The organism is Desulfocurvus sp. DL1XJH-121 (assembly GCF_054819825.1).
In genome coordinates, this window is the sequence record NZ_JBTVWW010000009.1 from 81,038 (window position 1) to 103,205 (window position 22,168).

At 63.0% G+C, this 22,168-nt stretch carries 18 protein-coding genes; 10 read left to right on the top strand and 8 right to left on the bottom strand.

Translation table 11 applies throughout. The features are described 5' to 3' along the window. Positions 1-3: 3 nt before the first annotated feature. The 5 genes from ACYYG1_RS08300 to larAH5 all read right to left on the bottom strand — a co-directional run bounded on the left by ACYYG1_RS08300 (position 4) and on the right by larAH5 (position 5,412). On the bottom strand, positions 4-1,545 hold the full coding sequence (locus ACYYG1_RS08300; RefSeq protein WP_461209834.1) for a tripartite tricarboxylate transporter permease: 1,542 nt from the start codon (positions 1,543-1,545) through the stop codon (positions 4-6). A gap of 84 nt (positions 1,546-1,629) precedes the next feature. Beyond that, positions 1,630-2,580, bottom strand: a complete 951-nt coding sequence (locus tag ACYYG1_RS08305) for a Bug family tripartite tricarboxylate transporter substrate binding protein (RefSeq protein WP_461209835.1) — start codon at positions 2,578-2,580, stop codon at positions 1,630-1,632. A gap of 84 nt (positions 2,581-2,664) precedes the next feature. Beyond that, positions 2,665-3,828 (bottom strand): UxaA family hydrolase, encoded by a 1,164-nt coding sequence (locus ACYYG1_RS08310; protein WP_461209836.1) that lies wholly within the window; start codon positions 3,826-3,828, stop codon positions 2,665-2,667. 4 nt (positions 3,829-3,832) lie between these two features. Beyond that, entirely contained in the window at positions 3,833-4,111 is a 279-nt protein-coding gene (locus ACYYG1_RS08315) for a UxaA family hydrolase (protein WP_461209837.1), read from the bottom strand. Positions 4,112-4,146: 35 nt separating this feature from the next. Then, a complete protein-coding gene (larAH5, locus tag ACYYG1_RS08320; RefSeq protein ID WP_461209838.1) occupies positions 4,147-5,412 on the bottom strand; it encodes a nickel-dependent malate racemase, LarAH5 family in 1,266 nt (421 codons plus the stop codon). Between the two features lie 308 nt (positions 5,413-5,720). Here larAH5 and ACYYG1_RS08325 point away from each other — a divergent pair, with 308 nt between their 5' ends. From ACYYG1_RS08325 to ACYYG1_RS08335, 3 genes are all read left to right on the top strand, one after another. Continuing rightward, the gene (locus ACYYG1_RS08325) at positions 5,721-7,247 is read left to right on the top strand and encodes a sigma-54-dependent Fis family transcriptional regulator (protein WP_461209839.1); all 1,527 of its coding nucleotides are present in this window, start codon (positions 5,721-5,723) and stop codon (positions 7,245-7,247) included. A gap of 174 nt (positions 7,248-7,421) precedes the next feature. Continuing rightward, entirely contained in the window at positions 7,422-8,888 is a 1,467-nt protein-coding gene (locus ACYYG1_RS08330) for an MBOAT family O-acyltransferase (protein WP_461209840.1), read from the top strand. Between the two features lie 8 nt (positions 8,889-8,896). Next, positions 8,897-9,955 carry a hypothetical protein gene (locus ACYYG1_RS08335; RefSeq protein ID WP_461209841.1) on the top strand — a complete coding sequence of 353 codons (1,059 nt, stop codon included), beginning with the start codon at positions 8,897-8,899 and terminating at the stop codon, positions 9,953-9,955. A gap of 137 nt (positions 9,956-10,092) precedes the next feature. On the opposite strand, the gene ACYYG1_RS08340 is transcribed toward ACYYG1_RS08335, so the two are convergent. Both ACYYG1_RS08340 and ACYYG1_RS08345 read right to left on the bottom strand, forming a co-directional pair. Beyond that, positions 10,093-12,132, bottom strand: coding sequence for a ribonuclease catalytic domain-containing protein (locus ACYYG1_RS08340; RefSeq protein WP_461209842.1), 2,040 nt, complete (start codon positions 12,130-12,132; stop codon positions 10,093-10,095). A 130-nt stretch (positions 12,133-12,262) separates the two neighbouring features. Next, entirely contained in the window at positions 12,263-13,537 is a 1,275-nt protein-coding gene (locus ACYYG1_RS08345) for an IMP cyclohydrolase (protein WP_461209843.1), read from the bottom strand. A 144-nt stretch (positions 13,538-13,681) separates the two neighbouring features. Here ACYYG1_RS08345 and ACYYG1_RS08350 point away from each other — a divergent pair, with 144 nt between their 5' ends. Further along, a complete protein-coding gene (locus ACYYG1_RS08350; RefSeq protein ID WP_461209844.1) occupies positions 13,682-14,041 on the top strand; it encodes a hypothetical protein in 360 nt (119 codons plus the stop codon). Here ACYYG1_RS08350 and ACYYG1_RS08355 read toward each other — a convergent pair. Further along, a complete protein-coding gene (locus ACYYG1_RS08355; protein ID WP_461209845.1) occupies positions 13,952-15,361 on the bottom strand; it encodes an MltF family protein in 1,410 nt (469 codons plus the stop codon). The genes ACYYG1_RS08350 and ACYYG1_RS08355 overlap by 90 nt on opposite strands. 185 nt (positions 15,362-15,546) lie before the next feature. On the opposite strand from ACYYG1_RS08355, the gene ACYYG1_RS08360 reads away from it, so the two are divergent. The 6 genes from ACYYG1_RS08360 (at position 15,547) to ACYYG1_RS08385 (ending at position 22,168) form a co-directional block, all read left to right on the top strand. Further along, on the top strand, positions 15,547-16,827 hold the full coding sequence (locus tag ACYYG1_RS08360) for an adenylosuccinate synthase (protein WP_461209846.1): 1,281 nt from the start codon (positions 15,547-15,549) through the stop codon (positions 16,825-16,827). Between the two features lie 332 nt (positions 16,828-17,159). Further along, positions 17,160-18,206 (top strand): class I SAM-dependent methyltransferase, encoded by a 1,047-nt coding sequence (locus ACYYG1_RS08365; RefSeq protein ID WP_461209847.1) that lies wholly within the window; start codon positions 17,160-17,162, stop codon positions 18,204-18,206. A gap of 119 nt (positions 18,207-18,325) precedes the next feature. Further along, complete coding sequence (locus tag ACYYG1_RS08370) at positions 18,326-19,279, top strand: class I SAM-dependent methyltransferase (protein WP_461209848.1); 954 nt, start codon at positions 18,326-18,328, stop codon at positions 19,277-19,279. Positions 19,280-19,281: 2 nt separating this feature from the next. After that, positions 19,282-20,028 (top strand): class I SAM-dependent methyltransferase, encoded by a 747-nt coding sequence (locus ACYYG1_RS08375; RefSeq protein WP_461209849.1) that lies wholly within the window; start codon positions 19,282-19,284, stop codon positions 20,026-20,028. Between the two features lie 2 nt (positions 20,029-20,030). After that, positions 20,031-21,158 (top strand): radical SAM/SPASM domain-containing protein, encoded by a 1,128-nt coding sequence (locus tag ACYYG1_RS08380; RefSeq protein ID WP_461209850.1) that lies wholly within the window; start codon positions 20,031-20,033, stop codon positions 21,156-21,158. Positions 21,159-21,217: 59 nt separating this feature from the next. Next, complete coding sequence (locus tag ACYYG1_RS08385; RefSeq protein WP_461209851.1) at positions 21,218-22,168, top strand: hypothetical protein; 951 nt, start codon at positions 21,218-21,220, stop codon at positions 22,166-22,168.

Consider the following 22,168-nt stretch of genomic DNA (forward strand, 5'->3'; position numbering starts at 1 on the left):
CGGCTACGCCTCCTCGGTGGTCTGGCCGGCGTTGCAGCCGCAGGCCTTGGACTTTTTGGCGCGCCACCAGGCGAACACGGGCCAGAACAGGGACATCACCGACAGGGCGATGAGAATGCCGCTGATGGGCCGCATGGTCATGTAGGGCACGATGCCGCCGGCCGCGTGGCCGCCCAGGATGGACTGCACGAGGCCTTCCTCGACAAAGGGTCCGAGGATCAGGCCCAGGACGATGGGCGCGGGGTGGAACTTCAGCTTGTTGGAGATGAAGCCCACGATGCCGAAGACGAACATGATCCAGACGTCCACGATGTTGTTGCGGATGGCGTAGGACCCGAGCACGGTCATGAAGATGATGGTCGGGGCCAGGATCTTCGACGGGATGTTGATGATCCGGGCGAAGAAGAAGGAGCCGAAGGAGCCGATGATGGTCACCAGCACGGCGGCCACCAGCAGCGCCATGATGAAGGCGTAGACCACGCCCGCGTGGACCGTGAACAGCTCGGCGCCGGGGCGCATGCCGTGCAGCATCAGGGCGCCCAGGATGACGGCCGCCGGGGGCGAACCGGGGATGCCCAGGGTCAACAGCGGGATCAGGGAGCCGGGAGCCATGGCCGAGTTGGCGGATTCGCTGGCGGCCACGCCCTTGAGGGTTCCCTTGCCGAATTCCTCGGGGTGCTTGTCCCAGCGGCAGGCCTCGTTGTAGGAGACCATGCTGGCGATGTTGCCGCCGGCGCCCGGGGCGAAGCCCACCACGCAGCCGATGGCCGAGGAGCGGAACATCAAGACGGGCTGCTTGATGAGGTAGACGATGGTGTCGATGATCACGGAGAGCTTGGGGGTGACGCGCTCTTCGCTGTAGTTGGACTGGCGCTGGCCGATGACGCTGGACAGGATCTCAGGCAGACAGAAGAAGCCGATGAGGGCCACGATGAGCTGGATGCCGGCCTGCATTTCCGTGGACCCGAAGGTCAGGCGCACGTCGCCGCCGATGGGCGCCATGCCCACGGTGGACAGCAAGAGGCCCACGGAGCCGGCCAAAAAGCCCTTGAGCACCGAACCGGTAGACAGTGTCGAGATAATGGTCAGACCAAAGACGCCAAGCCAAAAATACTCGGGGGGGCCGAATTTCAGGGAAGCCTGGGCCAGCGGCGGCGCGCAGGTGGCCAGGACGATGTTGGCCACGAAGCTGCCGAAGGACGAGGCCACGGCGGCGGCCACCAGGGCGTGCTGGGCCATGCCCTTCTGGGACAGGGGGAACCCGTCGAAAGTCGTGGCGATGGCCGCAGGGGTGCCCGGGGTGTTGATGAGGATGGCGGGAATCGCATCCCCATACATGGCGCCCACGTAGATGCCGGCCAGCATGATCAGGCCAGCGGCTGGGGTCATGGTGAAGGTGAATGGCACCAGAAGCGCCAGACCCATCGTCGCCGTCAGGCCTGGCAGGGCTCCGAAGACGATACCGGCGAAAACGCCGATGAACAGGAACAGGAAGTTCATCAGGTGGAAAACCTGAAACAACCCGTCCAACAGATACTCAAACATTGCGGCTCCGTGCAGATGTGCGGTTGTCCGTGCGGGGGAGGCGGGTCGTCCCCGCCTCCCCCTATTTCATGGAGGAGGATCGATCTACTTTTTGAACTTCTTCACGACAGGCGCCCACTGGGCGGTCATTTCCGCGATGTAGTCCTTGGTTTCCTGGCTGTTCATGAAGACGGGCACGAAACCGTCCCTCTTCATCTGGGCCTGGACTTCGGGGTTGTCGACGATGCTCTTGAAAGCGGTCTCGAGGACCTTGATGCGATCAGCCGGGGTGTCCGGCGGAGCACCGGCGCCGCGGTCGATGGCGGCGTAGAGCTTGTAGCCCAGGCTCTCGAAGGTCGGCACGTCCGGCATGGCGAAGAAGGGCTTCTTCGTGCCGAAGGCCAGCACTCGCAGCTTGTCGGCGTGCTGGACCAGGTCGTTGGAGTTGGCCCACATGGCCTGCACATGGCCGCCCAGGAAGGCGGCGACGGACGGAGCCGCGCCCTTGTGGGGCACGTAGGTCATCTGGATGCCGGCCATGTCCTGCAGCTGCAGGTTGGCGATGTGGTGGCCGCTCCAGGTGCCGGAGCCGCCAACCACCACGGCGCCGGGATTGGCCTTGGCGTACTTGATAAGGTCATCAAGGGTCTTGAAGGGAGAATCCTTGAGGACGGCCAGCCCGATGGGCGTGGTCTGGAAGATGGCGATGGGCGTGATCTTCTCGGTCTCGTAACCCGCATTGCCGCGCGCCAGAGGCTGCAGGATGATGTGCGGGACGTTGATGCCCGAGATGTAGTAGCCGTTGGGCTTCTGGTTCATCAGGTCAGTCCAGCCCACGGAACCACCGCCGCCGGGCTTGTACTGGATGAGGATCTTTTGGCCCAGGGCTTTCTCGAGCAGGGGCTGTTGGCGGCGGGCTTCCAGGTCGGACTGTCCGCCGGGATTGAAGGGAATGCAGTAGGTGATGGGTTCGCTGGGGTAGTCGGCGGCCATGGCCGGATACGCCGAGATGAGCAATCCGATCGCGAAGGCGGCCAGGATCAGAATCTTCTTCATACTTGCCACTCCTGCTTTATTGGACCGGGGCAGAATGCCCCGGTCCATTGTTTTGTGCATCTCCCTCGTCTAGAGGGTGACGGCTTACGCGCTGCGGTAGAGCTTGGTGATGACCAGCTCGCGGTGGCCCAGGGCCTCGGCGGCGGTCAGGCGGCCCTTGCAGGTGCGCTTGACCATGTCGATGAGCTCGTCACCGGCCTGGTCCAGGGTCAGCTCGCCGCGAAGGATGCCCGAGCAGTCGTAGTCGATGTGCTCGCTCATGGTCTTGCAGGTCAGCGGGTTGGCGGAGAGCTTGATCACCGGCTCGATGGGGTTGCCGATGATGTTGCCCTGGCCCGTGGGGAACAGGTGCACGACGTAGCCGGCGGCGGCGGCCAGGGTGACCATCTCGGCGGCGGCGGAGGAGGAGTCCATGAACCACAGGCCCGGGCCCTTGGGGGCCTCGGCGGGCTCCAGGACATCCTGGTACATGCACTTCTTGCCGATCTTCTGCAGGTTGCCGAAGGCCTTTTCCTCGATGGTGGTCAGACCGCCGCGGATGTTGCCCTTGGTGGGCTGGGAGCCGGACAGGCTGTCGGTCTTGAATTCCTTGATGAAGGCGTCGTACTCGGTCCAGGTCTTGAGGAACTTCTCGCCGGCTTCCTTGGTGGCGCCGCGCTCCTTGCAGACCATCTCGGCGCCGGTCAGCTCGCTGGTCTCGCCGAACAGGGCGGTACCGCCGTTCTCGACGTGCTTGTCCAGGACGTTACCCACGGTGGGGCAGGAGGCCAGGCCGGAGGTGGTGTCGGACTCGCCGCACTTCACGGAGATCCAGATCTCGGACATCTCCACTTCTTCGGTCTGCAGCTCGGTGGCCCACTGCAGGTATTCCTTGGCCTTGCGGCTGGCGTCGGCGATGGTCTGGTGGTCGCCGTTGCGCTCAATGGAGAAACCTTCGACGGGCTTGCCGGTCTTGGCGATGCCGTCGGTGATGATCTTGGTCCACTCGGGCTCGATGCCGATGACCACGCAGGCGGCCACGTTGGGGTTGGAGCCCAGGCCGATGAGGGTCCTGAAGGTCAGCATCAGGTCCTCGCCGAACTGCAGGCGGCCGTAAGCGTGAGGCAGGGCCAGGCAGCCCTTGACGTTGTTGGCAACGGCCTCGCAGGCGGCGTTGGACAGGTCGTCCAGGGCCAGGATGGCGACGTGGTTGCGGATGCCCACGCGGCCGTTCTCTCTACGGTATCCGATAACTTTACCCAGGCTCATTATACTACCACCTCTTGGTTTTCAGGTTCTGGATGTGGACATGGGCGCCCTTCTCGAAAGCAGCGGTCACAACACCGATGTCGTGGCCGTACTTGAGGACCGTGTCGCCTTCCTTCATGGGGCCCATGGCGATCTTGTGGCCCAGCGGGATGTCGTCCAGAGCCTTGACTTCAACTGCGTTCTGGGAGTCCATGTACAGGCCCTTGGCCGTCTCCCCGGCTTTGATGTCCACAGTAGCCACGCCGACGGAGTCGGCTTTCTCATGGACCAGGAACTGAATCATCTTTTCCTCCTTTGAATGTTGCAAAGCAGCGCACGCTAGGCGTGCGCGTCACCATAATGAAAAAATGTGGTGTTCGCGTGCGGCACCACAGCAACCCGCGCGCCCTCGGGCAGGTTCGCGGTCCAGCGCTGGAGGGTTTCCTGCGCGGAACCGGACGCCAGATGGCAACGGGACAATGCCTTGGGATCCATTTCCGTATCCAGCACCACCTCGCGGCCTCTGGTGCTGCAGCTGAAGAGGTAGCCCTTGTGGGCTCCCACCTTGAACTCGCGATTGAGGAATTCCTCGCCCATGGCCTCCATGCTGTCGAACTGGGCGGCGTATTCCTCGAAAGCCTCGTCGCCGATGCCCTGGGGGCAGGCGGCCAGGAGTAGAATCTTGCCATGGGGGGCGGCGGCCATGGCCGCGTTGAACATGCCCTTCTGCGACTGGTAGAGGCAGATGTCCTTGGGGTAGCCCCCGCAGGAGGCGATGACGATGTCGTAGGGCGCGTCCAGCTCCACGCCGAAGACCGAGGCGCAGACCTTGCTGGCCTCGGCGAGCAGCTCGCGGTGGGTGTTCGCGCCCAGCCAGACCGGACGCTTGTCCGGGCCGTTGACCACGTTGACCACCAGATGGATGCCCACCATGTCCCCGGCCTCGTTCAGGTCCTGGCGCACGGGGTTGTCGGCGAGCACGCCGGGCAGGGCGCGCTCCTGGATGAGCATGGAGTGGTTGCGGCGGATCATCTCCGGCCCGGCCAGGCCCACGCACACGCCCTTGGCGCCGCCGGTGAAGCCCGCGAACTGGTGCGGGTCCACCTGGCCCATGACCAGCCGCAGGTCGGCCTCGGCGTAGGCCTTGCTGATCTGCACGGGGGTGCCGCGCGAGGTCACGCCCAGGTCCGCCAGGGGGTCGTTCTTGGCGTCGTGGGGCACGACCTTCACTCCGCGCCGGATTTCGGGCGGCACCAGCTGGGCCAGGCCTTCCTCATCCATGGGCGGATGCAGTCCGCCGCCCACGTGCACGGTGATGCTTTCGGCCGAAAGCTCTGGCCAGCGGGACAGCACATGGTCCACCAGCACGGGCAGGAGTTCGCTCGTGGGGAAGGGCCGGGTTTCGTCCGGCACGGCGATGGCGACGCTTTTCGGCGCGGCCAGGCCCTCGAAACGGGCGGCCTCGCAGTTGGCGAGACAGTCCTTCAGGGACTTGGCGGGGTCCTCCAGAAGCGGAGGGGAAACGGGAGACAACACGTCCACGGTGAGGTGGTCGGGTAGTTCGATGGACTTGGATCCGTGGTCGAAGTGCAATGAGAAATTCATAACAGGTGTCGCCTCCTCATGCCCATAGGCAAGATGCGTTCCAAAACGGACAAAATAAAAAAGATCAGACAAAACGGAGGGTTAAACGAGACAGGGCGAAGCGGGACATTTTGTGGCTGGGCCTAACATTGGGCACTGCGCCCGATATTGGGCTTGCAGGTCTTGCGCTTGTGAGATATCCCCTCAAATACTGACTCCCTGGGACTACTGATTCGTCCAGAAACGAGCCGTTCCCCAGGGTATGACTGAAAAGGCTTAGAAATTCAATATGTTTTCCGCTGCCCATATTTGGGCGCAAGGAGCCACGCTTGTACCTGCATCCGGAACGCCGCTACGAGACGCTTTTGCGCATAAATAACGCCATCGTACAGAAAACCTCCAGGGAACAGCTCTTCAGGGCCTGCGCCGACGAGCTGCGAAAGTTGTTCCATTTCGACCGCTGCAGCATCAACCTCTACGACCAGGATACCAAGTCCCTGAGCTACTTCGCCACGGCCGAGGGCGTGCCCCTGGGCGGGGACACGGCCCGGCCCCTGGAAAAGGGCAGCATCGCCCAGATGGTCATCCGCAGCCGCAAGCCCCTGGTCATCCCCGACGTCACCAACCAGAGCTATTTCGTCAACCTGGACACCATGCGCGACGCGGGGCTGCGCACCACCATGGCCTTTCCCCTGGTGGTCCGCGACGTGGTCCTGGGCTCCCTGCACTTTTCCTTTGTGGAGCGGCCCGAGAATCTAGACGAGATTGTGGACTTTCTGGACGATCTCTCGCCCCAGGTGGCCATCGCCGTGGACAACATGCTCAACCACATCCGTCTGCAGACCATCAACGAGAACCTCCAGAGCCAGAAAAGCTACCTGCGCAAGCAGGCGGACCAGCAGTACGACCCCGAGAAGTTCTATTATTCATCGGACAGCATGCTCGACGTCATGAGCCAGGTGCGCATGGTGGCGGCCACTGACGCCTCGGTGCTCATCACCGGCGAGACCGGCACGGGCAAGGAATGCGTGGCCCACTGCATCCACGAGATGTCCGCGCGCAACGCCGCCCTGATGGTCAAGGTCAACTGTCCGGCCCTGGCCGCCAGCCTGTTCGAGAGCGAGTTGTTCGGCCACGCCAAGGGCGCGTTCACCGGCGCGGCGGCCAAGCGCCTGGGCCGCTTCGAAATGGCTCAGGGCGGCACCGTGTTCCTGGACGAAATCGGGGACCTGCCCATGCCCCAGCAGGCCAAGCTGCTCACCGTGCTCCAGGACGGGCAGCTGGAGCGCGTGGGCGAGAGCAAGCCCATCAGCGTGGATTTCCGGGTGGTCTCGGCCACCAACAAGGACCTTGAGGGGGCCATCGTGGAGGGCGATTTCCGTTCGGACCTCTACTACCGCCTGAACACCATGCGCATCCACATCCCGGCCCTGCGCGAGCGTCCGGACGATGTGCCCGTGCTCATCCACCGGCTCACGAGCCTCTATATGGAGCAGTTCCACAAGCCCGGGCCCGTGTACACCGACGAGGTCATGGACCGGCTCATGCGCTACGCCTGGCCGGGCAACGTGCGCGAGGTCAAGAACATGGTGCAGCGCATGCTGCTGCTCAGGTCCGGCGAGCGCGTGCTGCTCTCGGACGTGGAGGGCTTCCTGGGCCGGGGCAACGGCCAGGGGCCCGAGGGCCGGTTCCAGACCATGGAAGAGATGGAGTGCGAGCATCTGAAGCGCGCCCTGGCCGCGACCAAGGGCGTGGTGGGCGGCGCGGGCGGGGCCGCGGACATCCTGGGCATGCCGCGCACCACCCTGCAATACCGGCTTTCGCGCCACGGGCTGCGAGCCTCCGACTTCCGTTAGGGGAGAAATAGGATTTGGCGGCGGCGCGGCAAGCGGCGCGTTGACTGTCTTGCCGGGTATCGTGTACCAGTCGGTTTCGTTTGAGTTTTTTCTTTTGCCGGTGCGTGAAGTGATAGACTGCTCGAAGAAGGGCGTCTCTTGTGTCTGGTGTGTCGTTTTTGCTTAGGGTGAAGTATGCTGTTTAATTCATTTGAATTTATATTTTTCTTTTTACCTTTCGCTCTGTGTGTGTATTGGGTGTTGGCGCGGCGTACGAGCGGTGAAAGGCTTTGTTTGTGGATCGTTGCATGCTCTTTATTTTTTTATGGTTGGTGGAACGTATACTATATACCGATGATTATGTGCTCTGCTTTATCCAATTATTGGGTCGGAAAGAAGGTTCAAGAATGTGCAGAAGAGGGGTTCAGTAGAAAAACGTCTTTTTTTGTTTGTGCGGGTGTTGTTATAAATTTGGTGGCATTGTCATATTTTAAATACTATAATTTTTTATTTTCTAATATAGCCATTATTGCAGGATCAGAATTCGAAAAGAAAGATATATTGCTTCCGCTCGGGATCAGCTTCTTTACGTTTCAGCAGATAGCCTATCTTGTCGACTGCAGCAGAGGAAAGGTCGAGAGGCATGGCGTCGTCAGTTACACAGCGTTTGTCTTGTTTTTTCCGCAGCTTATTGCTGGCCCGATTGTTCATCATCGCGAAATGATGCCCCAGTTCTCGAGAAAAATTCAAACAATAAACTATGACAACATCGCAGCGGGTTTTTCCCTATTTTTTATCGGCCTGTTCAAAAAAGCCGTCATAGCGGACACCTTGTCGGTGTGGGTGGGCAACGGATACGGGGCGACGCAAGGTCTGAATTTTTTCGAAGCCTGGTTTACGAGCCTGTCCTACACGATCCAGTTGTATTATGATTTCAGCGGTTACACGGATATGGCCCTGGGTATTGGGCGCATGTTCAACATCGTCCTGCCCGAGAATTTCCATTCGCCGTATAAGGCCCTTTCCGTCCGGGACTTCTGGGGTCGTTGGCACATTACCCTGAGTCGTTTTCTGCGGGATTACGTCTACATTCCGCTGGGCGGAAACCGGTGGGGCGTGCCGAAGACCTTGCGGAATCTATTTGTCACCTTCCTGATCGGCGGGCTGTGGCATGGAGCGGGGTGGACCTTTGTGGCCTGGGGCGCCTTGCACGGTCTAGCCCTGTGCCTTCATCGTCTCTGGCAATTGTCCGGCCGGAAGCTACCCTCTTTGCTGGCTTGGTTTGTGACATTCAATTTCGTGAATGTTTGCTGGGTGTTTTTCAGGGCTCCTTCCTTTTCCGAGGCCTTGGATGTGCTCAAAGGCATGGCGGGGGTGAACGGCGTGGTCTTTCCGCAGACAGCGGCCTTTGTGTTTCCCGCCTTGCAAGGGACGGGCCTGCAATTCGGCGCATGGCTGCGGCATGTCGCCCCCGGCGAAGGGGTTGTTCCTCTTGCTGTTTTGGGTGTTTCGCTGGCGGTGGCTTTTTTCTGTCGGAATTCCAGTCAGATGACTGATGATTTTAGGGTGGATAAGACCCATTTCGCAGCTGCTTGGGCCCTGGCGGTGGTTGGAATTTTGTATATCAACAGAGCCAGCGAATTCCTGTATTTCCAGTTTTAAGGTGTTCTATGAGTAAGAAATGGGTTTTTAGCTTCGTCTGCTTCGTCATTGCTACGCTTGTTTGCATCGCGCTGTTCAATAGGACGGTCGATGCTTCGAATCAGTTCCACGACGGGCAACTCCAAAAGGCTGCGCAACTCGTTGCATCAGGGAGCAATGTTTTGGGTTTTTTGAATTTCGATGAAAGGACGTATCAGAGAGAGCTCATCCTCAGGTACAAGGGAAAAGTGGGGACGATTGCGGTGGGTTCATCTCGTCTGCTGAAAGTCCGATCCGAGCATGTGCCATATCCGAAGCCGTATTTGAATCATGCCATGAGTGGATCGACGTTGGAAGATTGCATGGCTGTCGTTGGGATATACATGAAGGAAAAAGGTTATGTTCCGGGCTGTGTGGTTCTTGGAGTTGATCCTTGGTATTTTAACGAAAACAGCGGGATGATGGAGTGGAAAAGCCTGGAAGAATATGTCCACTATGTTTCGGCTGAGCAGGGTCGGAAAATTGCTTTTCCAGCACATGCTGGTTTCATGAAATATGCAAATCTGTTATCGTTTCGGTACACCAAAGAGAATGTCAAAAGGTTTTTCTCTGGGGCGAGAGAAAGTGTGAGGGCTACGGAAGAGTTGGACGTCGAGCATGTGATCCGGCGAAAAGACAACAGCATGGAGCCTCCGTTGAGCAAGCGCGCGCCAATACCGGAGAGTGAGATCCCGGCGATGGTGGACGCGATGATGGCTCAGTCCGTCTATGCTATGGAAAATTTTCATCGTCTGTATCATATCAAAATGTTTGAGGATTTTCTGGATTATCTTAATGGGGTAGGGGTTGCCGTTGTTATCTACCTGCCGCCTTTCGTGCGTTTGGCGTATCAGCGCATGGCCGCGGACAGCCGCTATGCCATCATCACCGGCGCCGAGGCTCTTGTCAGGGAAATAGCCGCCCGCAAAGGGCTGGAGGTGGTAGGTTCCTTTGATCCCGAGCGGTGCGGCATAGAGGATTCGGATTTTTCGGACCTGATCCATGGCAGGGCGATTATGAGCGCCAAGCTATTGGGACGCCGGGGGTAAAAGGAAAAGCCCACGGTCCGTGCGGATCGAGGGGGTCTTGTTTTTGGAGAACGCCCGGGCGCGGCTTTCCGAATCAAAAAGCCCCATCCGAATATTCGGATGGGGCTTTTTGATTCGGAAAGCTATGGGGTTGGGGCCTATTCCTCCAGGGCCTCCACCACGCGGATCTCGTTGTTCAGCGGGTCCACCTTGCCCAGGCGGATCTGGAATTGCTGGCCCGGGTAGATCTTGTCCCCCAGGATATTGCGCGGGCAGCGCACGAACATTTGCTCCCTGGGCAGGGCCAGGATCACCAGCTGGCCGTCCTCCACCACCGTGGCGGAGAACAGCTCCTTCTTGCGCTGGCGGAAGTAGACCAGCTTCCAGTAGCGCGGCCTGTAGCGCTGGATGCGCCCGGCCGCCTCGGTGCGCACGGTGATCAGCGGCAGCATCAGCCCCAGCTCCTCGCGGTCCCATCTGGGTTCGCCGCGCTCCACGAAGGAAAGCACCTGGGCCATGTTCACCAGGTCCGTGTAGCGCCTCAGCGGCGAGGTCAGGGGGGCGTAGGCCGTGGCCCCGATGGTGGCGTGCAGCCGGGGGGTCAGTTCCTGGCAGGTGGGGGCCATGAGGCGCACCACGCGGTGGGCGTCCTCGGGTCTGGTCCAGACCCCGGCCGCGTCCCCGGGCAGGGTGATGTCCTGGGTGCGGTAGATCATGGGCAGGTCGCGGTCTGCGGCCCACTGGCCCACGGCCGAGTTGGCCAGGATCATGAATTCGCTGACCGTGGTCTGGGCGCGCTCGTGCTTGGGATATTCCTCGATGCGCACCCGGGTCTCGGCGCCCTCGCCCTCCAGGAAAATCCTGGGGTCGGGCCTGTCCACCACCACGGCCCCGCCGTCGATGCGGCGCTGGCGGAGTTTTTCGCCCAGCTCAGCGGCCATGGCCAGGAAGGGGTCGGAGCCGTCCTCGAGGGCCTCTTCCATGGCGTCGTAGGTGCTGTTGGCCGCCACGCGTACCCAGGCGGCGCGCGGCGCGGTGCCGAGCAGCCGGGCCTCGGCGTCCAGGTCGCAGTCCAGGACCAGGGCCGGTCGCACCTGGCCCTGATGCAGGCTGAAGCGGGCGATGCCGTAGCGTTCGGGCAGCATGTGGCTCACGCCCTCGGGCAGGTACAGGGAGCTGGCCCGGTCGCGCACGGCCCGGTCCAGGGGCGAGCCGAATTCCCAGCCCAGGGCCGGGCAGGCCAGGGCGATGCGCAGGCGGTAGCCGCCGTTCTCCCCGGCCTCGATGAAAAAGGCGTCGTCGATGTCGTGGGTGCTGGCCGAGTCGATGCTCACGTAGGCCGCGTCCTCGGGCTCCCCTTCGCGCTCCTTGAGGCGGCGTTCCAGCTCGTCCATGTCCGCGTCGAATTCCCGGGCCCAGTCGTCGCCCCAGTCGTAGCGCTCCTGCAGGAGCTGCACGTTGAAATGCTCGGGCGCCACGCCCCAGGCCTGGGCCAGGAACAGGGGCAGGTGCGGGAGGTCGGGCAGGCCCTTGCGCACGGCGTTCCAGGTGGTCAGTTCCGTGGAGCCGGAGGTGTCGGCCATGGCCGCGAAGAGCATGTCCTTGAGGGCCTCGGCCAGTTCCGGCTCGGGCTTAGGCGCGGCCTTGCCCTTGGTGCGCGCCTCCCACAGGCCGTGGAAAAAGGCCTGGCCGGCGGAGACCAGGCGCTCGCGTTCCTGGCGGGCCTGCTCCTCCACCTCGCGCGCGGCCACCTTGTCCTCGGGGTGGACCTCGAACTCGGGGGGGTGGAACTTGAAATGGGTCTTGTGCTCCAGCATGCGGCGGCCCATGGCCGCCACCTGGTCCGCGCCGGGCTCGTCCCAGACCAGCTGCGCGAACCAGAGCACCGGGGCCCGCTCCACCTCGCCCTGGGACAGCTCCCAGATCTCGGCCGGGTCCACGCCCGCGGCCAGGGCCTCGCGGGCCTCCTCGCGTTCGGTCAGGGCGCGCACGGCCTCCTCGCGGGTCATGTCCGGGGACAGGGCCGGGCCGGACCAGGGCAGCAGCCGCGCCCCGGGCAGCTTGGATTCCCGGCGGTTGGCCGTGAGCACGCGGAAGCGGCCGGACTGCTCTTCCAGCACCCAGGCGATCTGCGGCTTGTTGCCCTGGAGGAACTCCACGACGCAGCCCGCTCCGGGATAGCGTACCAGGTCGCTCATGCGCGCGGGTCCTTATGGATATGCACGGTGTCGCCTTTGCCTGTGCCGGGCTCGGGACGCACGAAACCCGGACGCCCTGGGGGTCCGGGTTCCGGCTCGCGCAAGGTCCGGCGGCGGTTACGGTTGTCCGCTAGTGCCTGAACGAACGCTGGCCCGTGAAGACCATGGCCACCTGGGGCGCGGCCTCGTTCACCGCGGTGATGACCTCCCAGTCGCGGATGGATCCGCCGGGCTGGGCGATGGCCGTCACGCCCTGGGCCATGACCACGTCCACGCCGTCGCGGAACGGGAAGAACCCGTCGGAGACCACCACGCTGCCGGGCAGGCCGCCCCGGGCCGCGCGGGTGCTCTCCTCGATGTCCGCCAGCTTGGCCGCGGCCCCCTGGTCCTTGGCGGCCAGGAGCTTGAGTTCGTAGATGCTCTTGCCCTCCTCCTCGAAGCTGAGGAGGTCGGAATACTTGGTGTAGGCCTTGTGGATGGTCAATTCGGCGCAGCCCACGCGGTCCTGCTCGCCCGTGCCGATGGCCACGGTGGCGCCGTCGCGCACGAAGATGATGGAGTTGGAGGTCACGCCCGCCTCCACGGCCCAGGCGAAGAGCAGATCCTCGGCCTCGGCCGGGGTGGGCTTGCGCGCGGCGAAGGACGAGCCGTCCTTTTCGGCGGTGGCCGGGATGAAGTCCTCGGTGGAGAGGATGCGGTTGCGGAAGGAGAGCTGCAGGACCATGCCCCCGTCGGCCAGGGACTTGATGTCCAGGAAGGGCTGGCCCACCAGGGTCTCCAGGCTGGCCAGGCCGGGCATCTCCAGGATGCGCAGGTTCTTGCGCTGTTTGAGGGTGGCCAGGCTGTCACCCAGGTATCCGGGGGCCGCCACCACCTCGAAATAGGAGGCGTTGATGATGGCCGCCGTGGCGTCGTCGATGGGCCGGTTGACCACCACGGTGCCGCCGAAGGCCGCGATGCGATCGGACTTCCAGGCCTTTTCCAGGGCGTCGGCCACGCCCTCGCCGCTCCAGGCCGCGCCGCTGGGGTTGTTGTGCTTGAGGATCACGGCCGCGGGCTTGGCGGTCAGGTACTGCAGGATGTTCAGGCCGTTGTCCACGTCCGTCAAATTGATCTTGCCCGGGTGCTTGCCCGCCTGGAGCATGTTCTCCTCGGTCAGGGCGGACACCAGCCCCTGGCCCGGGCCGCGGAACTGCACGCCCTCCAGGGTCAGGCCGCCGCCCGTGAGCTCGAAGAGCGCAGCGGGCTGGTCCGGGTTCTCGCCGTATCGGATGCCCTTTTCCTCGCCGTCGATGGTCCAGGTGCGCTTGGTGAAGCGCAGCTCCTGGCCGCCCACGGTGAGGGTCACTTCCCCGGGAAAGGGGTCGTGAAGCAGGGTTTTATACATCTTTTTCAGGTCGCTCATGGGAGGCCTCCTGGATTTACGTGTCGGAGACGTGCTGTTACCATACCGCCGTCCGGGGGGCAAACCGGGACGCGGCGCAAAAATCCGGCCTGGGCGAGGCGTCCTGGCCGGGCGTCGAATCCGTACAACAGAGGGAGCGAGAGGGTGGAACGAGCCCTGGAAAAGATAGCCCGCCAGCTTTTGGCGTTCGACGAGGCGTCCCTGACCTCCCTGTGGGAGAAGTACGCCGCCATAGTTCAGAATTTCGAGCCCACCAAGCGCTGGGAGGAGGCCGCCACGATCTTCGGCCTGATCCAGGGCGTGCGCTGGAAGAACCAGCTGTTCAACTACCACTGGAAGCAGTCCAGCGGCCTGGGCGACCTGCCCGAGGAGCCCCATCTGGTGGGGTCCTCAAGGCCGCCCTTCGGCGAGATGTCAGAGCACGGAGCTGACGCCGACGTCGGGGCCGACAAGCGCGGCAAGCTGCTGCGCTTCCGGCCGCGAGAGGACGACGAGCCCGTGTAGCACGTAGCGGAAGTAGCGGATGCTCTCCACGTAGCTGACCACTTCGTATCCCTTGGTGTACCCGTACTTGGCGCGGCTGAACCAGCGCTTGTAGCAGAGCTTGGGGAAGGCGGTCTTCAGCTCGCGCCAGGAATGGCCTTGCCCGCCCAGGGCCCGGGCCACGTCCACGGCGTCCTGCAAATGCCCGGGGCCGCGGTTGTAGGCGGCCAGGGCGAAGAGCCAGCGGGTCTGCTCGTCCAGGCCCATGCCCTCCAGCCCGTCGTAGAGTTGCCGCAGGTAGCGCGCGCCGCCCTGGATGCTTTCGAAGGGGTCCATGCGGTTCACGCCCAGGATGCGGGCCGTGGCCCTGGTGATCTGCATCAGGCCGCGCACCCCGGTCTTGCTGCGCGCTGCGGAGTCGAAGCGCGACTCCTGGTAGATCATGGCCACCAGCAGCAGGGGGTCGATGCCGTTGTCCCGGGCCGCCTGGAGGATGGTCTCGCGGTAGCGGGGGAACTCGTCCAGCAGGGTGCGGGTCAGGTTCCTGAGCTCGAAGCGGTCGGTCTCCTTGGGCAGGAATCCGAAATATTTGTCGTACAGGTCGGCCAGGGCCCCGTTCTTCTGCACGTCGCCCCAGAAGACCTCCAGGGTCTTGGCCAGCTCGGGGGAGCGGCGGCTCCAGTACCAGCGGTACTCCAGGTCCCTGGACAGGGAGCGCGTGGGCCGGATGCCCTGGTAGAAGGGTTGCCAGAGGGCGAAGCGCCGCTGGTCCACCAGGGCGAAGCGCGCCTGGTTGCGGGACAGGGTGTCCAACAGCGGGGTCAGGTCCAGGCCCTGGCTGACCACGGTGCGCGGGGTGCAGTCCAGGTCCTCGGCGCCGTCGGCCAGGGAGTCGGTGAGCACGGGGTTGGAGGTCACCAGGATGGGCCGTTCGCAGACCTCGCAGTCCTCGCGGATGCCGTGGCGCTTGTCGCTGTGCACGATGACCGGGCGGGTGCGGGCGTAGACCGGCCCGGCGGCCACCTCGACGCCCAGGGCCTCGGGCGGGCGGCTGCCCAGGGCGGGCACCACGTCGGCGCGGCCGTTCTTGACCATGGTCCAGGCCTCGGCCCAGCTGTCCGTGCGGATCCAGGTCCAGGTCATGCCGCTGTTTTCGGCGAAGCGGTCCAGGAGTTCGTGCTCGAAGCCCTTGCCGAAGGGCGTCAATTCTCCGTCGAGCCATTCGTGCCCGGGCGCGGCCACGCGCAGCACGCGCTTGCTGGCGAAGCCGCCGAAGCGCCATTGCAGGGCCAGTGCCAGCTGCACCAGGATCACCAGGGCCACGGCAAGGGCCACAAGCACTTCGGGCTTGGTATATCGTTTGGGTAAAGAAATCATAATCTAAAATAAAGCAAGATCGGGGCCAAGGGCCTTCGATACAAGAGCATTGACTTTGTTGCTGGCGTTTCTTAGACAAGGATGCCTTTTGCCGCGCTTCTGGCGGCGGAAGCGATCAAGACCGCAGTTCCTTACCAAAGGAGATCGAAATGTCAAATACCGTTGTCATGGGCGCCCAGTGGGGTGACGAGGGCAAAGGTAAGATCGTTGATATTCTTACCGAAAAGGCCGACGTCATCGTCCGTTTCCAGGGCGGAAACAATGCCGGGCACACCCTCGTGGTGGAAGGCGAGCAGGTCATCCTGCACCTGATTCCTTCCGGCATCCTGCATGGTTCCAAGCGCTGTCTCATCGGCAACGGCGTGGTGCTCGATCCCGTTGTTTTTTTGCAAGAGGTGGACAAATTGGCGGCCAAGGGCATCGACACGGGCCCCGGGCGGCTGGTGGTCAGCAAGAAGACCCACGTGATCATGCCCTATCACAAGGTCCTGGACGGGGCGCGCGAGGCTTACAAGGCCGCCAGCGACAAGATCGGCACCACGGGCCGGGGCATCGGCCCCTGCTACGAGGACAAGATGTCGCGCATCGGCGTGCGCGCCGGCGACCTGGCGGACCTGGGCCTGTTGCGCGCCAAGATCGGCCGCGCCCTGGCCGAGAAGAACGCGCTCTTCGAGCACATGTACGGCATCGCCCCCCTGGACCCCGACGCCGTGTTCGAGGAGATCTGCGGGGCTGCCGAGCGGATGGTGCCCTACTTGGGCGACGTGGCGGGCATCGTGGGCGAGACCATGGAAGAGGGCGGCAACGTGCTCTTCGAGGGCGCCCAGGGCACGCACCTGGACATCGACCACGGCACCTATCCCTTCGTGACCTCGTCCAACACCGTGTCCGGCAACGCGGCCAGCGGCTCGGGCTGCTCCGCGCGTTCGCTGACGTCCATCGTGGCCGTGGTCAAGGCCTACACCACCCGCGTGGGCGCGGGCCCCTTCCCCACGGAACTGGAAGACGCCGACGGCGGGCACCTGCAGAGCGTGGGCGCGGAGTTCGGGGCCACCACCGGGCGCAAGCGCCGCTGCGGCTGGCTGGACCTGGTCATCCTGCGCGAGTCCGTGCGCCTCAACGGCCCCACGGGCATCGCCCTGACCAAGCTGGACGTGCTGGGCGGGCTGGACGAGCTGAAGCTCTGTACGTCCTACAAATACCGGGGCCAGGAGATCGCCTATCCCCCGCTGGAGGAGAACGGCTTGGCCGACGTGGAGCCCGTGTACGAGACCCTGCCCGGCTGGAGCGGGGACATCTCCGGGGCCAAGGCCCTGTCCGACCTGCCCCAGGCCGCCCAGGACTACATCGCGCGCATCGAGGAGATCCTGGGCGTGCCCGTGACCATCGCCTCGGTGGGCCCGGACCGCAGCCAGACCATCATGCGCTAGCGGAAGATCGGTTTTCGGTAATGAGGAAAAGGCTGCAGGCTGCCCTGCAGCTTTTTTCGGTTTTTTTGACAGGCTGGAATTCTATGTAATATATTCTTTCTCTAGAATTTTTGCGGGGTCTTGGCCAGCGGATACTGCGGCGCGATGCCTTTCTGTCTTGATCGAGATTTTCTGGTCCTTTCCTTGCATATGGTTTCTGGGTGCGTCCTCTGCTGTTGCGGAAAGGACTTCCGCGATGTTGTACGCAGTCCCCTGTGGGGCTTCCGTTCCCGGAGTGGAGCGGTGGGCGGCAATGGAGGATGACGAGGCGCCCTAACGCGAGGAGAAGCGGCATGCGTACGGCTTTTTCCAAGCCGTTGGCAGACGTGAGCAAGGAATTCGAGAGAATACGGAAGATCGACCTTGATTGCATGGCCGCGGCCCAACGGGCCGTCGATTCTTTGGCCAGATACCCCAAGCGTACGGTCTGCACGGTTTGCCGTGGCTCCCTGGCTGGGGCGGAGGTGTTCTTGCACCGCGGGGTCGAATATCTGCAGTGCCCCGATTGCGACCACATCATGCTCTCTTGCCAGCCTCCGTCGGATTATCCGCCCGAGGGGGACGGCGATCTGTCTTTTGATGCCATTTATCCGCCTTTGTCAGCGGCACAGGCCGCTGACCGGCGCTCGCGCGTGTACGAGCCCAAGCTGCGCTGGATAATTGACGCCGCCACCGAAGCGGGCCTGACCCGCAGTGACCTGTTGTCACGATCCTGGATGGAACTGGGGTGTGGGGAAGGTCTTTTCCTGTCGTGCCTGGAAGACGTGGGGGTGCGACGGGTTTCGGGCTGTGAGAGGAATCCGTTTCTGGCCCGGCGTGCCGCTGAAATCCTGGCCCGAGCCAAGGTGGAAGCCGGAGACGTGGATCTGGCCCGCCGCATCAAGGACAGTGACGTCGATGTGTTCGCGGCTTTTTTCGTTTTCGAACATGTTCCCGATTTGCATAGCGTTTTCAGTGCGTTTTCCACTAGGCCCCAAGGGACCCTGGTGGCCCTGAGCGTTCCGGTCTTTTCCCTGTCCACCTTGCTGGAGCATGTGATTTCCGGCCACGCGGCGCGCAGCCTGGACGGCGCGGTGCACACGCAGTTGTTCACCACGAACTCTTTGGACCGCTGCCTTCGTCTTGGCGGGCTCAAGCCGCTGGCCCAATGGGTATTCGGACAGGATGCCAGCGACCTGCGCCGCCTACTGCTGCTGGCGTTGGACGGCCATTGCCCACAAGCCTTGCTGAGCGAGGCCGACGAGGCGTTGCGCCGCCTGGAGGACCCTTTGCAGCACGCGGTGGATGAGGGCTTTTTTTGCGATGCGCGTCATATTCTGGCCGTCCGGGACGACGGGTGAATCCTATTCAGCCTACAGGGGCGACGAAGATGAAAGAAATGTTCGAATCGCGGCTTTCCGATTTCGCCGCACGCATGCGGGACCTGCCTATGGCGGGCATGTATCGATACGTTCGTTTTGTGTGCGGCATTCAGCTGTTCGATGTCCTGGCGCGACTGGCCGAAGACCTGGATCAGGACCCGTATCCCCCGCTGGCGGACTGCCTGGAGCGGCAGCTGGCTTTGCTGAAGTCTGTGGATTCGGGGCTGAATCTGTTTTTGCCCGGCGGAACTGAACGCTCCGCCCTGGCCCCGCGCGAAAGCGTGCGGCGGCTCTACGAGGAGGCCTGGACCGTCTACGACCGCAAGACCTATGACCATTCCGTTGGCTTGATCAAGGGCAGGTTGGCGGCCAACGGCTTTGGCCGGGAGTTTTTCGAGGGCAAGATTTGTTTTGACGGCGGTTGCGGGACCGGGCGTTTCGGCATCGCCATGGCCGAACTCGGGGCGGCCCGCGTGGTGGCGGCGGACATCGGCCGGAAGAGCCTGGATTTCGCAGCCGAGCGGGCCAGGGAGCGTGACTTGGAGAATGTGGAATTCGTGCAGGCCGACATCACCGATCTTTCGGCCTGGGCCGACGAGTCCTTTGACATGGTGGTCTCCAACGGGGTCCTGCACCATACCGTGGAGCAGGATCGGGGGCTGCGGGAGCATTATCGCATCACCCGTCCCGGGGGCGTGTTCTGGCTCTATCTGTACGGCGCGGACAGCTTGTTTTGGCGCTGCTACGACCTGCTGAGGGAGTTGTTCGCCGACATCGACCCCGAGGAAGCCAAGACTATCCTCATGGAATTTCAGCTCAGGCCGGGCACGGTGTATACGTTCCTGGACAACGTCTACGCGCCCATTAGGACCTATTACCGCCAAAGCGAAGTCCAGGCCCTGTTCGAGGGCCTCTGGCCCTGCGAGACTCGGCTCCTGGATGGGCCAGCGGACTTTGACAGTATTCCCAGGCAGCTCGCCTCCCCCCACGGCCGGACGATCTTCGGCCCCGAGGGCGAGGTGCGCGCCGCATTCACCAAGAAGCCGAGGTGAACATGACAAATCGGGACATGATCTACGACCGTATGGCCTATCTGGGGCCCAGGCTCGGTATGGGCGACCTCACGGAGTTCGTGCGCGAGCTTGAGGGCGACCGCGCCCTGCTGGACAGCATCGAGGGTGCGGTGCGGGACGTGGGCGACTTTCGGACCAAGTCCTGGTCCTCGGTTCTGGACCTGGGCATCTACCGGGTGGCCATGTACGCCCTGTGCCGCGCCCTGCGGGCCGAGCGCTTCGTGGAGACCGGGGTCCTGCACGGCCTGACCAGCGTGTTCATCCTGGCCGCCTTGCTGCGCAACAAAACGGGCAGGCTGGTCTCCATAGACCTGCCGTCCTATCCGGCCACGGGGCCGGCCAACCAGGACAATTTCCACGACGTGCTGCCCCGGGGCTGTGAGCCCGGCTGGGTGGTGGCGGCACCCTACAAAGAGATCTGGGACCTGCGCCTGGGCCGTTCCGAAGAGGTCCTGCCGCAGGTGCTGCGCGAGGGCGAGGCCATTGATTTCTTCCTTCACGACAGCGAGCACACCTACGAGACCATGCGTTTCGAGATGGACGCGGCCTTTCCGGCCCTTCGCCCCGGCGGAGTGCTGGTTTGCGACAACATCGACGTCAACACGTCGTTTTTCGACTTTTGCCACGAGCAGGGCGTCTTGCCCATGGTCTTCCCCGAGGGGGGCGACGACGAGACGTGCCAGCAGCACATCCGCTTCGGCATGACGCGTAAGGAAAACGAGAGGTAGCCATGCAATCCACGAACAGAAAATGGCAGAAGCACCTGCGGGCCAAAGGGGCGCTCAATTTCTTCCTGGATAGGCTCAAGGCCCACGCCTTTTCCGATTCATGGCAGCATGAACGCGGGGCCTTCCATTTTTCCATCAGCGAACGCGAGCTCGACGACGAGTTGACGCGGGTCTACTTCGAGCGGGCCGAGCTCTTTCCCGACGAAATCTATCTGGAGACCACCTCGCACTGCAACCTGCGCTGCATCATGTGCGCGCGGGAGAAAATGACCCGCTCGCACGGGGTCATGGACATGGGCCTGTACCGCAGGATCGTGGACGAGATAGTGCGGGAAAATCCCAACGCATACATCCACTACTACGGCATCGGCGACCCGCTGATGGACCCCGATCTGTTCGAGCGGCTGGCCTATTCCCGGGAAAAGGGGCTGACCAACTCCGTGCTCTTCACCAACGGCCAGCTTCTGTGGAGGAACGACAATATTTCCCGGCTCCTGGATTCCGGGGTGGCGATCCTGGGCGTGGATCTGGATGGGTTCAGCCAGGAGACCTACGGCCAGATCCGGGTGGGCGGAGAATTCGAAATCGCCAAGACCGGGATCGAGGAGCTTTACGCCCGCACGGCGGCCATGGGCGGAGGCCCGCGCATCGAGATCGCCTATCAGATCTATCCGGGCATCAACGAGGGGGACATTGAACCCTTCCGGCAGTGGTGCGAGGAGGGGGGCTACGAATACAAGCTCGTGACCATGCACACTTGGGGTGGGCTGCGCAAGGACGTGCCCGAAACCGGAGTGGACGGGTTGACGGAGATCCACACGCGCCAAGCAACGCGCAAGTCCCCGTGCCCCAGGCTCTGGAGCGGGCTTAGTATTGCCTGGACCGGGCAGGTGAGCCTTTGCTTCCAGGACGCGGACCTGCAGCATCCCGTGGGGGACCTGCGGCAGGAGTCCATAGCCTCGGTGTGGCGCGGGGAGCATTTCCGCCTGCGCCGGGGCCAGGTCAGGGGCGAGTTCTGTGAGCCGTGCCTGGGCTGTGAATCCTACGTCAACGTGGACATGCCGCCCTGCGGCTCCACGTTGTATCCCTTTGAGTTGCGGGAGGACCTTCCGGACGAGGCCAGGGGCTGAAGAGTGCGGATGCAATCGCTGAAATGCGCGGCGGATGTCCGCCGCAAAGGAGTGGGTTCGTGACGTTTTTGCCTCATTGTTCCAATATCGAGGAGCTGGCGGTCGACAGGCCCCTTGAGAGCTCGGAACTGCACAGCGTCAACGGCTATTATGGTCACGCCCACGTGATTAAGCGCTTCGTGGGGCTGCCCGAGGAGTACCCTCTCAAGGTCATGCTGGAGCATTCTCCGGGCGAGGAATTCTACATCTGGCCCACCGAGGAGAAGTCCGCCCTGCCGGTGCTGTGCTGCTCATCGGCCCGCTACGCTGAGTTTTTCAACGCCAGCAATAAGGGCGGCAAGACCGCGCTGGCCATAGGGCCGGTCCTGTCCTATCTGGACACGCCCGCCCCCCCGCGCGATGGCACCCGCACCCTGGTCTTCTTCCCGCTGCATTCCACGCACCATATCACCGCGGAGTTCGACGCCGAGGGCCAGTTGCGCGAGATGGAGCCGTTGCTCAATAAATTCGATAGATTGGTGGCCTGCGTCTATTGGAAGGACGTGCTGTTGGGCCGCCACGAATTGTACCGCAGCCACGGCTTCCACTGCGTCACCGCCGGGCACATGTATGATCCCGGGTTCCTGTACCGCCTAGCGGACATCATTCGCTCCGCGGATTTGCTGGTGTCCGGGCTTTCGGGAACGGAGATCTGCTACGCCGCGTTGCTCGGGACGCCGGCCCTGGTCAGGCGCAAGGAATTTTCCATGAGCTACGACAGCGAAGCCATAGCCGCCGCCCATGCGCAGAATCTGTCCGCCAAGAGCGCCAAGCGCGACCTTATGGGCAAGGTTTTTTCCACCTACTCCGAGGAGCTGATTCCGGCACAGGTTGAGTTCGTCGAGGACCTCTGCGGCGTACGCAACGTCAAGACCAGGGGGCAGATGCGGGCGATCCTCGCCGCGGCCGAGAAAGCCTATTGCCTGCAGCGGGGGCTCCCGGTGACGCCGCCGCCGTTTTCGAGGGGTTGA